This window comes from Mycobacterium sp. AZCC_0083 (genome assembly GCF_014202335.1).
Taxonomy (GTDB): Bacteria; Actinomycetota; Actinomycetes; order Mycobacteriales; family Mycobacteriaceae; genus Mycobacterium.
This window is the reverse complement of record NZ_JACHGP010000002.1, coordinates 612,126-625,223: the sequence shown is the minus strand read 5'-3', so window position 1 is coordinate 625,223 and position 13,098 is coordinate 612,126. Positions and strand designations below refer to the sequence as shown.

Below are 13,098 nucleotides of genomic sequence, written 5' to 3'. Positions count from 1 at the left end.
GTGCGGAGCGTGTGGCGCGGGTCCCGACGAGCCGATGGCAGCGCAGGTCGCCGGGCCGCGTCGTCGCGCCGCCATCGCTGCGGCCGCGACGCAACTAAGTCCCCGGCTGCGGATCCGGGTCGCCTCGCGAGCCTGGACCGTGGCCGAACGCACCGGACGCGTCACGGTCTGCCGCACCTTCGGAGAACTGCTCGACGTGCTTGCCCGGTCCGGGGTGCCGCGCGCGGTCGCCGAACCCGATCTGCTGGGCGCCGCTGCGGCGACCGCCCTCAACTCATGATCGGTAGCCGGTCCGTCGGTGTGTGCTCGTCGGTATGACCAGGTTGTTCGCGCCACGAGAGGCGTGCCCGTCCGTGCGCTGGGTGCAGGCCGCCACGCTGCACAGCGCAACGGCCACCACACAGATGTGCACGATTCGGTGGATGCGAGTGCCCTCCTGTTCGGGGGCAGATGCGTCGCACGCGGACGGTGGTTTCAGCTTGCCACGCTCGCCGGCCCACTCGGTGCGCATGTTTCGACCCCCTTGGCCCTACGCTGTTTCGGTGGGGATCTCCAAAGTCGAACGCTTGATGAACCTCGTCATTGCACTCCTGTCCACCCGCACCTTCATCACCGCCGAACGGATCCGCGCGACGGTCTACGGGTACGCCGACAGCCCCAGTGACGAGGCTTTCTCGCGGATGTTCGAACGCGACAAGAACGAGTTGCGCGATCTCGGCATCCCGCTCGAGACCGGTCGGGTGTCGTCGCTGGACCCAACCGAGGGCTACCGGATCAACCAGGAGTCCTACGCGCTGCCGCCGGTCGAGTTGACGGCCGACGAGGCCGCTGCGGTAGCGGTGGCCACCCAACTGTGGCAGTCCCCTGAGCTCGTCACCGCCACCCAGGGAGCGCTGCTCAAGCTGCGGGCGGCGGGTGTCGACGTCGACACTCCCGAGGCGGGCGCGACCATCTCGACGGCTGCGGCCATGCCAGGCCTTCGCGGCTCGGAGGAGGTGTTGGGAATTCTGTTGGCGGCCATCGACTCCGGGCAGGCCGTGCAGTTCCAGCACCGCCCGTCGCGCAGCGACCCGTTCATCACCAGGACCGTCGAGCCGTGGGGTGTGGTCACCCACCGCGGCCGGTGGTACCTCGTCGGCCATGACCGCGACCGCAACGCCACCCGCACCTTCAGGCTGTCGCGGATCGGTTCGGAGGTGGCCACGGTCGGTCCGCGCGACGCGGTGCGGCGCCCCGACGGCGTCGACCTCCGCGAGATCGTGCATGGGGCAGTGGCCGAGTGGCCGCCAAGCGCGCAGGCCAGGGTGTGGGTGGCCGAGGGTCGCGCCACCGCACTGCGGCGGCAGGCGGCGGTCACGGTGTCGCGCACGCTGGCAGGCCGGGCGGGCGACGAGATCGCCGTCGACATCGGCAGGCAGGACCGACTGGCCCGCGAAATCGCCGGGTACGGCGCCGACGCGCTGGTGCTCGACCCGCAGTCGTTGCGTGACGACGTGGTGTCCAGGCTCCGCGCACAGGCGGACGGAGCAAGCGCATGAGTAGCGTTTCCACGCGGTTGGTCCGGCTGCTCAACATGGTGCCATACTTCCAGGCCAACCCCAGGATCACGTTCGACGAGGCAGCCACCGACCTCGGCGTCAGCGTCAAGCAATTGCGCGAAGACCTCGAACAGCTGTGGCTGTGCGGACTTCCGGGATACAGCCCAGGCGACCTGATCGACTTCGAAATGTCCGGCAAGACAATCGAAGTGACCTTCTCGGCGGGCATGGACCACCCGCTGCGGCTGACGTCGCCCGAGGCGACGGGCATCTCGGTGGCGTTGCGGGCATTGCTCGACGTGCCGGGCATGGTCGATCCCGAAGCCGCAAGGAGTGCGATCGCCAAGATCGAGTCGGCCGCGGGAACGGCCAAGGAGGGCGCAGGGACGGCGGTCGACGAACCCGCGCCCGTGGAGAGCCACGCGGCCGCAGCGGTGCGGGCCGCGGTGCGCGACGGCCGGGCGCTGAGCATCGACTACTACTCCGCATCGCACGACACGCTGTCGACCAGGATCGTCGACCCGATCCGGGTGGTGTTGGTCGGCGACAACAGCTACCTCGAGGCGTGGTGCCGCTCGGCCGAGGCGGTGCGACTGTTCCGGTTCGACCGCATCGTCGACGCGCACGTGCTCGACGAACCGTCGACGCCCCCCGAGCCGGCCGTGCAGGCCGGACCGGACACCTCACTGTTCGACGCCGATCCGTCGCTTCCCTCGGCGACGCTCCTGATCGACCGGAGCGCGTCCTGGATGTTCGACTACTACCCGCTGCGCGTCGTGCGGGAACTGGCCGACGGCGCGTGCGAAGCGGCCATGACCTTCGCCTCCGACGAGTGGATGGCGCGTTTCGTGCTGGGCTTCGGCTCCGCGGTGCGGGTTCTTGAGCCGCAATCGCTGGCAGATCGGGTGCGTGACGTGGCCGTGGCGGCACTTGCGGCCTACGAGGGCAGCGCCGTCGAAGTCGACGGGTAGACTTCTCACTGACTTCTGGAGGTGACCGAATTGGGTGGTCTACAACCCTGGCATTGGTTGATCGTGATCGCCGTGTTCGTGCTGTTGTTCGGGGCCAAGAAGCTCCCGGACGCGGCGCGCTCATTGGGCAAGTCGATGCGCATCTTCAAGTCCGAGATCAAGGAGATGCAGGCCGACTCGAAGCCGGAAGAGGCGGCACCGGCCAAGCCGATCGCCTCGGAGCGAGTCGATACGGCACCCCCGGCGCCCGCGCCGGAGCAGTCCTCCGACAAGCACCCCGCCTGACACACGCCTCCACCGACCGCGGCACGCTGCCGCGTCGCTGAGTGGCGTCCACTGACGAGCCCGTGCAGACCCCCGGAATCTTCAAGAAGTTCGACCCGCGCCGTCGACGGTCGCGGGCCAATCCCGACGGCACGATGTCGCTGGTCGACCATCTGCAAGAGCTCCGCAATCGGCTGCTGATCGCGGTCGCCGCGATCGTCGTCACCACGACGCTCGGCTTCTTCTGGTACACGCACGGCGCATTTGGCTTTCCCAGCCTCGGCGACTGGCTGCGCGGTCCGTACTGCTCGTTGCCTGCCTCGGCGCGGGCCACAATCGCCCCTGACGGGGAATGCCGGCTGCTGGCCACGGCGCCTTTCGACCAGTTCATGCTGCGGCTCAAGGTCGCGCTCACCGCGGGCGTCGTGCTGGCCTGCCCGGTCTGGCTGCATCAGCTGTGGGCGTTCATCACCCCGGGCCTGTACAAGAAGGAACGCCGGTTCGCGTCGGTGTTCGTCGGCTTCGGGGCGATCTTGTTCATCGGCGGCACCGTGCTGGCCTACGTGGTGATGGCGAAGGCGTTGAGCTTCCTGCTGACGGTTGGCAGCGACGTCCAGATCACCGCGCTCTCGGGCGATCAGTACTTCGGTTTCCTGATCAACCTGCTGCTGGTGTTCGGTATCAGCTTCGAGTTCCCGCTGCTGATCATCATGCTGAATCTGGTCGGCATGCTCTCCTACGAGCGGCTGAAGGGCTGGCGGCGCGGGCTGATCTTCGGCCTCTTCGTGTTCGCCGCGCTGGCGACTCCCGGCTCGGACCCGTTCTCGATGCTGGCGCTGTCGCTCGCGCTGACACTGCTGCTGGAGCTGGCCATCCAGGTGGCGAGGTTCAACGACCGACGCAAGGCCCGCCGCGCCGCGCTAGACGTGCCGGACGACGAGGCCGCCCCGATCGGTGAGGCCGAGCCCGTCGATGCGCCGACCGCGGTACCCACTCCGTCTCGGCTGACGGTCGATGACCAAGCCACCTGACCTGACACCCGAGCTGAGCCGCTTCGCCGGAGAGCTACCGTTCGCCCTCGACGGATTCCAGCTGCGGGCGTGCACGGCACTCGAGGCCGGGCACGGTGTGTTGGTCTGCGCGCCGACGGGAGCGGGAAAGACGGTGGTCGGCGAGTTCGCCGTGCACCTGGCTCTTGCCGCAGGCCGAAAGTGCTTCTACACCACACCGATCAAGGCCTTGAGCAATCAGAAGCACACCGACCTGGTGCGCCGTTACGGTGCCGAGAGCGTCGGTCTGCTCACCGGTGACCAGTCGATCAACGGAGGCGCGCCCGTCGTGGTCATGACCACCGAGGTGTTGCGCAACATGCTGTACGCGAATTCATCTGCCTTGCAGGGGCTTTCACACGTGGTGATGGACGAGGTGCACTTTCTGGCCGACCGCATGCGCGGCGCGGTGTGGGAGGAGGTGATCCTGCACCTGTCCGAAGAGGTGCGGCTGGTCAGCCTTTCGGCGACGGTGAGCAACGCCGAGGAGTTCGGCGGCTGGATCCAGACCGTGCGGGGCGATACCACCGTCGTGGTCGACGAGCACCGGCCGGTGCCGCTGTGGCAGCACATGATGGTCGGCAACCGGCTGTTCGACCTGTTCGAGGGCGATCAGACGGTGGGCAGTCCCGTGCTGGTGGATGCCGAACTGCTGCGCCACATCTCACTGCGCAAGGAGGCCGACCGGCTGTCCGACTGGCAGCCGCGTGGGCGGGGTCGGCCCGGCCGTCGGGATCATGGGGGCGGCAGGCCGACGATGTACCGGCCGCCCGCCCGCCCCGAGGTGATCGGCACGTTGGACCGGGAGGGTCTGCTTCCCGCGATCACGTTCATCTTCTCGCGGGCCGGTTGCGACGCCGCGGTCAAGCAATGCCTGCGCTCGCCCCTGCGGCTGACCAACGACGAGGAACGGGCCCGCATCGCCGAGGTGATCGACCGGCGCTGCGCGGAGTTGCCGGAGGCCGACCTCGTCGTGCTTGGCTACTACGAATGGCGCGAGGGTCTGCTGCGCGGGTTGGCCGCCCACCACGCCGGGCTGCTGCCGGTGTTCCGGCACACCGTCGAGGAACTCTTCACCGCCGGTTTGGTGAAGGCGGTGTTCGCCACCGAGACACTGGCGTTGGGCATCAACATGCCCGCACGCACCGTCGTGTTGGAACGCCTGGTGAAGTACAACGGCGAAGAGCACGCGCCCCTGACGCCGGGGGAGTACACGCAGTTGACCGGCCGAGCGGGACGCCGGGGCATCGACGTCGAAGGCCACGCCGTCGTGCTATGGCAGCCCAATGACGCCTCGGTCGATCCCGCCGACGTCGCGGGTCTGGCTTCGACCCGGACGTTTCCGCTGCGCAGTTCGTTCGCACCGTCGTACAACATGACGATCAACCTGCTCCAGCACATGGGCCCGGAGCAGGCGCACCGACTCCTGGAGCGTTCCTTCGCCCAGTATCAAGCCGACAAGTCGGTGGTCAGCCTGGTCAAGGGGGTGGAGCGCGGCGAGCGAATGCTCGCCCAGATCGCCAAGGAGCTCGGCGGACCCGATGCGCCGATCCTGGAGTACGCGCGGCTGCGGGCGGCGATCTCCCTGCGAGAACGCTCACAGGCCCGGGCCTCGCGGGTGCAGCGCCGCAGGGCCACCAACGATGCGCTGACCGCGTTGCGCCGCGGCGACATCATCACGATCGGCCAAGGCAAGCGGGGTGGATTGGCCGTGGTGCTCGAGCCCGCCACCGACGACGACGAGCCGCGGCCCCTTGTCTTGACCGAACACCGTTGGGCGGGAAGGATTTCCTCGGCCGACTACACCGGGGGGTCGGCGAAGTTGGGAACCATGACGTTGCCCAAGCGCATCGAGCACCGCCAACCGCGGGTGCGCCGTGACCTCGCCTCGGCTCTGCTGTCGGCGGCGGCCGGCCTCGACGTGCCGTCGCGCAAGCGCAGCGGAGCCGCCGAGGATCCCGACATCGATCCCGAATTGCTCGTGATGCGGGAGAAGATGCGAAATCATCCCGGCCATCACGCATCCGACCGGGAGGCGCTGGTGCGGACGGCCGAGCGCTACCTGCGGATCGAACGCGACAACGAACAGATTCAGCAGAAGGTGGCAGCGGCCACCAACTCGCTTGCCCGGACCTTCGACCGAATCGTGCTGCTGCTCACCGAACGTCGCTTCATCGACGATCACGACGGCGATCTGACGGCAACCGACGACGGCAGGGTGCTCGCGCGGATCTACAGCGAGAGCGACCTGTTGGTGGCCGAATGCCTCCGGCATGGCGCGTGGGACGGTCTGCAGTCAGCCGAACTGGCGGCCGTGGTGTCGTCGGTGTTGTACGAGTCACGCGGCGACACAGCCGGTCCGGCACCGGGCGCCGACGTCGCGACGGCCGCAGTGCGCCGTGCGCTGGCCCAGACCCGCCGTTTGTGGACCGACATCAAGGCCGACGAACAGCGTCATCGCCTGCCGCCCAGTCGCGAACCCGATCCCGGGTTCGTCGCCGCCGTGTATCGCTGGGCGACCTCCGGCGACCTGACGTCCGCGCTGGCCGCGTCCGACGCGACGGGTACCGGAACCCCGTTGTCCGCCGGTGATTTCGTGCGGTGGTGCCGCCAGGTGCTCGACCTGCTCGACCAGGTCCGCATCGCCGCGCCGACATCGGCCCTACGGACGGCCGCGAAACGTGCCATCGGCGACATTCGGCGCGGCGTCGTGGCAGTTGACGCAGGGTAGAGTTTGGCCCAACGCTTCGGTTATAGCGAATGAGGACCAAGGAGAGACGATGAGCGGACCGCAGGGACCCGACCCGACGCAGCCGTGGGCGGGTCAGCAGCCGCAGGGTGACGAGCCCGCATGGCAGCAGCCTTCGGCTCCCGACCAGCCCACCACCGAGGCACCGGCCTGGGGTGCGCCGCCACCTGCGTACACGCCGCAGCAGTACCCGCAGTACCCGCAGCAGGATCAGGGAGCGCAGCAGCCGCCGACCTACACCCCGCCGCAGTACCCGCAGGGCGACCAGTACGGCCAGCCCACCGCGTACAGCCCGGCGTCGTACCAGCCGCCAGGTCAGTACGGCCAGCCGCCGCCTCAGTACGGCCAGCAGCCCGGTCAGCCCGGCCAGTACGGCCAGCAGCCGGGCCAATACGGCCAGCAGCCAGGTCAGTACGGCCAGCAGCCAGGCCAGTACGGCGGACAGTATGGCCAGCAGCCGGGCCAGGAGTTCTCGCCGTACGGCTCGTCGACCACCGACGCGAAATCCAAGAAGTCGGTTGGCCTCATCCTCGGGGTGGTCGGCGGGCTCGCCGTCGTCATCATCGCCGTCGTCGGGGTGCTCGGCTTCTGGAAGCCCGGCTTCTTCGTCACCACCAAACTCGACGTCGGTGCCGCCCAGACGGGTGTGTCGCAGATCCTGTCCGACGAGGCCAACGGTTACGGCGCGAAGAACGTCAAGGACGTCAAGTGCAACAACGGTTCCAGCCCGACGGTGAAGAAGGGTGACACCTTCGACTGTGAGGTCAGCATCGACGGCACCAAGCGTCAGGTCACCGTGACGTTCCAGGACGACAGCGGTACCTACGAGGTCGGCAGGCCGAAGTAGCTTCCTAAGGAAGCTTGTCGAGCGCCTTCTGTAGGCGCTCGATCGACGACGTCACGCCGTACTCACCCGCCAACTCGGCGACCCTGCGCGGTTCACGCGCTGTCAGCGGCAGCATGTCCGATCCGGTCGACAGCGTGACAGGTGCGTCGTGGGCCACCAGGACCACCGGCTCGGCCGCCGCGATGTAGTCGGTCGCCGCCAGCAATTTCTTGCGCTGCGCGCCGGGCAACCCGGACGACGTGTCGTCGGCCGCGGCCAGGATCGCCTCCAGCGAGCCGTAGCGGGCCAACAGCGTCGCCGCGGTCTTCTCACCGACGCCAGGAACGCCAGGCAGGCCGTCGGACGGGTCACCGCGCAACAGTGCGAGCTCGGCATACGCGGTCCCGGCACGGTCGATCGGCACGCCGTACTGCTCGGCCACCTCGGCAGGCCCGAAGAGCGTCGCCTTGGCCAGCCCGCGGCCGATGTAGAGGACCCGGACGGGCACGTGCTCGTCGCCGACGAGCTGCAAGAGGTCGCGGTCGCCGCTGACCACCACGACGGGATCGCGGCGTTCCTGGGTCGCCAGGGTGCCGAGAACGTCGTCGGCCTCGAAGCCGGGAGCGCCCGCGGTGGCGATGCCGAACGCGTCCAAAATGGCCATGATCATGTCGACCTGGGGGCTGAGGTCGTCGGGAACCACTTCGACGTCCGGTGCCGCACCGGTGCTCTCCTGCTCCACGCGGTGCGCCTTGTACGACGGGATCAGGTCGACCCGCCACTGCGGCCGCCAGTCCAGATCGAGGCACACCACCAGGCGCGTTGGACGGTGGCGTGTGATCAGCGTGGCCACGGCGTCCAGGAATCCGCGAAGGGCGTTGACCGGCCTGCCGTCGGGGGCGGTGATCGACGACGGAACGCCGAAGAACGAGCGGAACCACATGCTGGCCCCGTCGAGTAGCAGGACGGGACCGTCGGTGTGTTCGTGAATATCGCCCGGCATTCGAGTGACAGTAGCGTTAGGTATGAGCTTCACCATCGATCACATCGACCACGTCGTGTTGAACTCCCACGACGTCGAGGCCACCGCCGACTGGTACGTGCGGGTGCTGGGGATGAGACGCGAGGTGTTCGGCGGCGGCCGGATCGCCCTGGCGTTCGGCGAACAGAAGATCAACGTGCGGCCCACCGGTGCGCCGAACTGGGTGACGGGCGCGGTGGATGCGCCAGGCTCGCTCGACCTGTGCTTCATCGCCGACGTCGACCCCGACGCGATCGGGGCGCACCTGCGGGACTGCGGCGTCGAGATCACCGAGGGTCCGGTCCCGAAGACGGGTGCGCAGGGCCCGATGACGTCGCACTACTGCCGTGACCCCGACGGCAACCTGGTCGAGGTCGCCAGCTACTGGCGGGCCGATTAGCCTCGTCGGCATGAGTAGCCTCCGATTCGGCACCGACGTGTACGCGCAACGACTGAAGGCTGCTGCGGAGGCGACGGCGGCGGCAGGCCTGGCGGGCCTGGTCATCACGCCCGGTTACGACTTGCGCTATCTGCTCGGCTCGCGGGCCCAGACCTTCGAGCGGCTGACGGCGCTGGTGGTCTCCGCGTCCGGGGAGCCCACCATCGTGGTGCCGCGGATGGAACTGGCCGCGCTGAAGGAGTCGGCAGTACCCGAACTCGGTCTCTCCGTGCGTGATTGGGTCGACGGCGAGGATCCGTACCGGCTGGTGGCCGACGCGCTCGGCGGGGCATCGGGTCCGATCGCTACGGCCGTCACCGATTCGATGCCCGCACTTCATCTGCTGCCGTTGGCCGACGTGCTCGGCGTCGTGCCCGTGCTCGCCACCGACGTGCTGCGCCGGCTGCGAATGATCAAGGACGCGGCCGAGATCGACGCGCTGCGCAAGGCGGGGGCCGCAATCGACCGCGTGCACGCACGGGTGCCCGAGTTCCTGGTGCCGGGCCGGACCGAGGCCGACGTCGCCGCCGACATCGCCCGCGCCATCGTCGACGAAGGGCATTCGGAGGTGGCGTTCATCATCGTCGGGTCCGGCCCCAACGGCGCCGACCCGCACCACGAGTGCTCCGATCGGGTGCTGCAGGACGGCGACGTCGTCGTCGTCGACATCGGCGGACCATACGACCCCGGCTACAACTCGGACTCCACCAGGACCTACAGCATCGGTACGCCGGAGCCGGAAGTAGCGCGGCGCTATTCGGTACTGCAGGAGGCACAACGGGCGGCGGTCGCGGCAGTGCGGCCGGGAGTGACCGCCGAACAGGTGGACGCGGCGGCGCGCGACGTGCTGGCCGCCGCGGGGTTGGCCGAGGCGTTCGTGCACCGCACCGGGCACGGCATCGGCCTATCCGTGCACGAGGAGCCCTACATCGTGGCGGGCAATGACATTCCGCTGCAGGAGGGCATGGCGTTCAGCGTCGAACCGGGTATCTACTTTCCCGGCCAGTGGGGTGCCCGCATCGAGGACATCGTCGTCGTCACTGCTGACGGTGCGATGTCGGTGAACGAGCAGCCGCACGACCTCGTCGTCGTTTAGTCGGCGCCGCGGTCCAGCAGGTCTGACGATCCGAGGACCCGCTCGACCCGTACCTCGATCACCACGCGGCGCGGGTTGATCCGTGGCGTGCGATAGCGCTGGGCGTAACGCAGCTCGGCGTCGCGTACCGCCTCTGCGTCGGAGTTCACCGTCGCGCTGCCCTCCAGGGAGAGCCAGCGAGCGCCGTCGACCTGGCTCAGCACGGCGATGCCGCGCTCGCCGGCGTTCACCGCCTTCTGGGAACCACTGGAGGTGATCACCCTGGCGATGTGGGTCTTGGGATCGAACGTGAAACCGACCGCGACGACGTGCGGCGATGTGTCCGACCGTAGCGTGGTCAGCATGGCGAGATGGCGCTCGGTGAGGAACGCCATCGCGTCGTTCGTGAGCCTCGTGGTTGCCTTGGCCATCGAAGTCCAACCTAGCGCAGGACATAATCGCAGCCGTGAATGACACGGGCCTGGTGGCGATATTTGGCGGCCGTAGCGAAATCGGTGTCGAATTGGCGACGCGGTTGGCTCGGGGAGCCGTCGTGGTTCTTGCCGCGCGGGGTGCCGACCGGCTGACGGAGGAGGTCGCCGCCGTCACTTCGGCAGGGGCGGCAGCCGTGCACGTGCGCGAGTTCGACGCCGACGATCTGACGTCCCACGCCCCACTCGTCGCGTCGATCGTAGCCGAGCACGGCCCGATCGGCACCGCCGTGCTGGCCTTCGGCATCCTCGGCGACCAGGCCAGGGCCGAGTGCGATGCCGCGCACGCCGCCGCCATCGTGCACACCGACTTCACCGCGCAAGTCAGCCTGCTGACCGTGTTGGCGGCCACCATGCGGGCGGCCGACCGGGGCGCCATCGTGGTGTTCTCGTCGGTCGCGGGCGCCAGGGTGCGCCGCGCGAACTACGTGTACGGCTCGGCCAAGGCGGGGCTGGACGGGTTCGCCATGGGCCTGGCCGACGCGTTGCACGGTTCCGGGGTCCGGTTGTTGCTCGTCCGGCCGGGCTTCGTGATCGGCCGCATGACGGAGGGCATGTCGCCTGCGCCGCTGTCCAGCACGCCGCCTCAGGTGGCCGATGCGACCGCGCGCGCACTGGTCAAGGGCCGCGTCGAGGTGTGGGTGCCGGGGTCGCTCGCCTTGTTGGTGTTCGCATTCCGGTTGCTGCCGCGCGCGGTATGGCGACGGTTGCCGCGATGAGTGCTTGCGCGAAGAGCAGAGGATCAAGATGATCGTCGTGGTGGGCATCGGCGCCGACGGGATGGCCGGGTTGTCAGGCGCGTCCCTTGCCGAACTGTCAAGGGCGACGGTCATTTACGGTTCCAAGCGACAGCTCGACATGCTCGACGGAAGTGTCGGTGCGGCGCGTCGGGAATGGCCGCGGCCACTGCTGCCCGCACTGCGCACGCTGCTCGACCACGACGGTGACGTGCACGTGGTGGCCAGCGGCGATCCGCTGCTGCACGGCATCGGCAACAGCCTCATCCGGATCTACGGGCCCGATCGCGTCGCGGTGCTGCCGCACGTGTCCTCGGTGACGCTGGCCTGCTCGCGGGTCGGCTGGGCGGTACATGACACCGAGATCATCAGCCTGGTGACCGCCGAGCCGCATACTGCGGTCCGTCGCGGCGGTCAGGCCGTGGTGCTGTCCCGCGACGCCACCAGCCCGGGCGAACTGGCGAAGCTACTGGTCGACACCGGACGAGGCGACTCCGAGATGACCGTGCTCGAACAGCTCGGCGGGCCAAGGGAAATGCGCCGCTCGGCCACTGCGCGGGAGTGGGTGGCCCGGCCGCCTGGCGACGTCGACGCGCTGAACGTGATGGCCGTGCGCTATCTGCCCGACGAGCGACAGTTTGGGGTCTTGCCCGACGACGCGTTCGCCCACGACGGGCAGCTCACCAAGCAGGCGATGCGCGCGGTGACCCTGGCGGCGCTGGCACCGCACCCTGGCGAGCTGCTCTGGGACGTCGGCGCGGGCTCGGGCAGCGTCGCGATCGAGTGGTGCCGCAGCGGAATCGGTTGTCGGGCCATCGCGTTCGAACGCGACGAAGACCGGCGCGCGCGCATCGTGCAGAACGCGGTGGCGTTCGGTGTCGGCGTCATCGCGACCTTCGACGCTCCCGAGACGTTCGAGTTCGAACCACCACCTGCGGCGATCTTCGTCGGTGGCGGCGTCAGTCAGCCGGGACTGCTGGACGCCTGCTGGGAGCGGTTGCGACCCGGTGGGCGACTCGTCGTCAATGCGGTGACCGTGGAATCCGAAGCGGTGCTCGCTCAGTGGCATTCGCGGGCCGGCGGCGAACTGCGCAGGTTTCAGCACTACCGCGGCGAGGCCGTTGGCGGCTTCACCGGTTGGCGGCCCGCCATGCCGGTGACGCAGTGGTCGGTGACCAAGCAGTGACCGTCTACTTCATCGGTGCAGGGCCCGGCGCGGCCGATCTGATCACGGTGCGAGGGCAGCGTCTGCTGAGCCGCTGCCCGGTGTGCCTGTACGCCGGGTCGATCATGCCCGACAACCTGCTGGCCCTGTGCCCGCCCGACGCCAAGGTGATCGACACCGGGCCCCTGACCCTCGAGCAGATCGTCGCCGAGCTCGCCGACGCCCATTCCGGCGGGCTGGACGTGGCGCGGCTGCACTCCGGCGACCCGTCCATCTACAGCGCGCTTGCCGAGCAGTGCAGGCACCTCGACGAGCTCGGTGTGGACTACGAGATCGTGCCCGGCGTACCGGCTTTCGCCGCTGCGGCGGCCGCCCTTGGCCGCGAGTTGACGCTCCCCGGCGTGTCGCAGACCGTCACGCTGACGCGGGTGGCAACCCTGTCGACGGCGATGCCCGTCGGGGAGGACCTGGCGACGTTGTCTGCCCCGGGTGCCACGCTGGTGCTGCACCTGGCCGCCGCGCAGGTCGACACGATCGTCCCCGAGCTGATCGGTGGTGGCTACCGATCCGAAACCCCCTGTGCGGTAGTGGCATTCGCCAGCTGGCCGCAGGAGACGGTACTGAGGTGCACACTCGGCGATCTCGCCGAACGGATGCATGCCGCCGAGATCACCCGCACCGCGGTGATCATCGTCGGTGACGTGCTGGCCGCAGAGGGCTTCACCGACAGTTACCTGTACTCGGCAGACCGGCGCCGCGGAAGCCGACACTGA

General features: G+C 68.9%; 15 protein-coding genes. 12 read left to right on the top strand and 3 right to left on the bottom strand.

The features are described from left to right. Positions 1-34: 34 nt before the first annotated feature. Positions 35-280 carry a hypothetical protein gene (locus tag HNP02_RS06645; RefSeq protein WP_184436303.1) on the top strand — a complete coding sequence of 82 codons (246 nt, stop codon included), beginning with the start codon at positions 35-37 and terminating at the stop codon, positions 278-280. Here HNP02_RS06645 and HNP02_RS06640 read toward each other — a convergent pair. Further along, complete coding sequence (locus HNP02_RS06640) at positions 275-511, bottom strand: hypothetical protein (RefSeq protein WP_184436301.1); 237 nt, start codon at positions 509-511, stop codon at positions 275-277. The two genes, HNP02_RS06645 and HNP02_RS06640, sit on opposite strands and share 6 nt — an antisense overlap. A gap of 31 nt (positions 512-542) precedes the next feature. Between HNP02_RS06640 and HNP02_RS06635 the strand changes: the two genes are divergently transcribed. From HNP02_RS06635 to HNP02_RS06610, 6 genes are all read left to right on the top strand, one after another. Further along, the gene (locus HNP02_RS06635) at positions 543-1,538 is read left to right on the top strand and encodes a YafY family protein (RefSeq protein ID WP_184436299.1); all 996 of its coding nucleotides are present in this window, start codon (positions 543-545) and stop codon (positions 1,536-1,538) included. Then, the gene (locus tag HNP02_RS06630) at positions 1,535-2,509 is read left to right on the top strand and encodes a YafY family protein (protein WP_184436297.1); all 975 of its coding nucleotides are present in this window, start codon (positions 1,535-1,537) and stop codon (positions 2,507-2,509) included. The genes HNP02_RS06635 and HNP02_RS06630 overlap by 4 nt, the downstream gene beginning before the upstream one ends. Positions 2,510-2,539: 30 nt before the next feature. Continuing rightward, entirely contained in the window at positions 2,540-2,794 is a 255-nt protein-coding gene (tatA, locus tag HNP02_RS06625) for a Sec-independent protein translocase subunit TatA (RefSeq protein WP_184436590.1), read from the top strand. A 62-nt stretch (positions 2,795-2,856) separates the two neighbouring features. Then, positions 2,857-3,804, top strand: coding sequence for a twin-arginine translocase subunit TatC (tatC, locus tag HNP02_RS06620; RefSeq protein ID WP_184436588.1), 948 nt, complete (start codon positions 2,857-2,859; stop codon positions 3,802-3,804). Beyond that, a complete protein-coding gene (locus HNP02_RS06615) occupies positions 3,788-6,553 on the top strand; it encodes an RNA helicase (RefSeq protein ID WP_184436295.1) in 2,766 nt (921 codons plus the stop codon). The genes tatC and HNP02_RS06615 overlap by 17 nt, the downstream gene beginning before the upstream one ends. A gap of 49 nt (positions 6,554-6,602) precedes the next feature. Beyond that, on the top strand, positions 6,603-7,418 hold the full coding sequence (locus HNP02_RS06610; protein ID WP_184436293.1) for a DUF4333 domain-containing protein: 816 nt from the start codon (positions 6,603-6,605) through the stop codon (positions 7,416-7,418). A 4-nt stretch (positions 7,419-7,422) separates the two neighbouring features. Here HNP02_RS06610 and HNP02_RS06605 read toward each other — a convergent pair whose 3' ends face one another. Further along, positions 7,423-8,400 (bottom strand): 5'-3' exonuclease, encoded by a 978-nt coding sequence (locus tag HNP02_RS06605; RefSeq protein ID WP_184436291.1) that lies wholly within the window; start codon positions 8,398-8,400, stop codon positions 7,423-7,425. A gap of 22 nt (positions 8,401-8,422) precedes the next feature. Here HNP02_RS06605 and HNP02_RS06600 point away from each other — a divergent pair, with 22 nt between their 5' ends. Together HNP02_RS06600 and HNP02_RS06595 are read left to right on the top strand one after the other, a co-directional pair. Continuing rightward, on the top strand, positions 8,423-8,818 hold the full coding sequence (locus tag HNP02_RS06600; RefSeq protein WP_184436289.1) for a VOC family protein: 396 nt from the start codon (positions 8,423-8,425) through the stop codon (positions 8,816-8,818). Positions 8,819-8,828: 10 nt separating this feature from the next. Next, a complete protein-coding gene (locus HNP02_RS06595) occupies positions 8,829-9,953 on the top strand; it encodes a Xaa-Pro peptidase family protein (protein ID WP_184436287.1) in 1,125 nt (374 codons plus the stop codon). Here HNP02_RS06595 and HNP02_RS06590 read toward each other — a convergent pair. Then, positions 9,950-10,363, bottom strand: coding sequence for a F420-dependent biliverdin reductase (locus tag HNP02_RS06590; RefSeq protein ID WP_184436286.1), 414 nt, complete (start codon positions 10,361-10,363; stop codon positions 9,950-9,952). The two genes, HNP02_RS06595 and HNP02_RS06590, sit on opposite strands and share 4 nt — an antisense overlap. A gap of 35 nt (positions 10,364-10,398) precedes the next feature. Between HNP02_RS06590 and HNP02_RS06585 the strand changes: the two genes are divergently transcribed. The 3 genes from HNP02_RS06585 to cobM are packed head-to-tail and all read left to right on the top strand — an operon-like array spanning position 10,399 to position 13,098. Continuing rightward, positions 10,399-11,142, top strand: a complete 744-nt coding sequence (locus tag HNP02_RS06585; RefSeq protein WP_184436284.1) for an SDR family NAD(P)-dependent oxidoreductase — start codon at positions 10,399-10,401, stop codon at positions 11,140-11,142. Positions 11,143-11,170: 28 nt separating this feature from the next. Continuing rightward, on the top strand, positions 11,171-12,346 hold the full coding sequence (gene cbiE, locus HNP02_RS06580; protein ID WP_184436282.1) for a precorrin-6y C5,15-methyltransferase (decarboxylating) subunit CbiE: 1,176 nt from the start codon (positions 11,171-11,173) through the stop codon (positions 12,344-12,346). Then, positions 12,343-13,098, top strand: coding sequence for a precorrin-4 C(11)-methyltransferase (gene cobM / locus HNP02_RS06575; protein WP_184436280.1), 756 nt, complete (start codon positions 12,343-12,345; stop codon positions 13,096-13,098). Before cbiE ends, cobM begins: the two co-directional genes overlap by 4 nt.

Coding starts and splice junctions, on each gene's coding strand:
- HNP02_RS06610 (WP_184436293.1), top strand. CDS start 6,603: ATGAGCGGACCGCAGGGACCCGACCCGACGCAGCCGTGGGCGGGTCAG.
- cbiE (WP_184436282.1), top strand. CDS start 11,171: ATGATCGTCGTGGTGGGCATCGGCGCCGACGGGATGGCCGGGTTGTCA.
- HNP02_RS06605 (WP_184436291.1), bottom strand. CDS start 8,400: ATGCCGGGCGATATTCACGAACACACCGACGGTCCCGTCCTGCTACTC.
- HNP02_RS06590 (WP_184436286.1), bottom strand. CDS start 10,363: ATGGCCAAGGCAACCACGAGGCTCACGAACGACGCGATGGCGTTCCTC.
- HNP02_RS06645 (WP_184436303.1), top strand. CDS start 35: ATGGCAGCGCAGGTCGCCGGGCCGCGTCGTCGCGCCGCCATCGCTGCG.
- HNP02_RS06640 (WP_184436301.1), bottom strand. CDS start 511: ATGCGCACCGAGTGGGCCGGCGAGCGTGGCAAGCTGAAACCACCGTCC.
- HNP02_RS06600 (WP_184436289.1), top strand. CDS start 8,423: ATGAGCTTCACCATCGATCACATCGACCACGTCGTGTTGAACTCCCAC.
- HNP02_RS06630 (WP_184436297.1), top strand. CDS start 1,535: ATGAGTAGCGTTTCCACGCGGTTGGTCCGGCTGCTCAACATGGTGCCA.
- HNP02_RS06615 (WP_184436295.1), top strand. CDS start 3,788: ATGACCAAGCCACCTGACCTGACACCCGAGCTGAGCCGCTTCGCCGGA.
- HNP02_RS06595 (WP_184436287.1), top strand. CDS start 8,829: ATGAGTAGCCTCCGATTCGGCACCGACGTGTACGCGCAACGACTGAAG.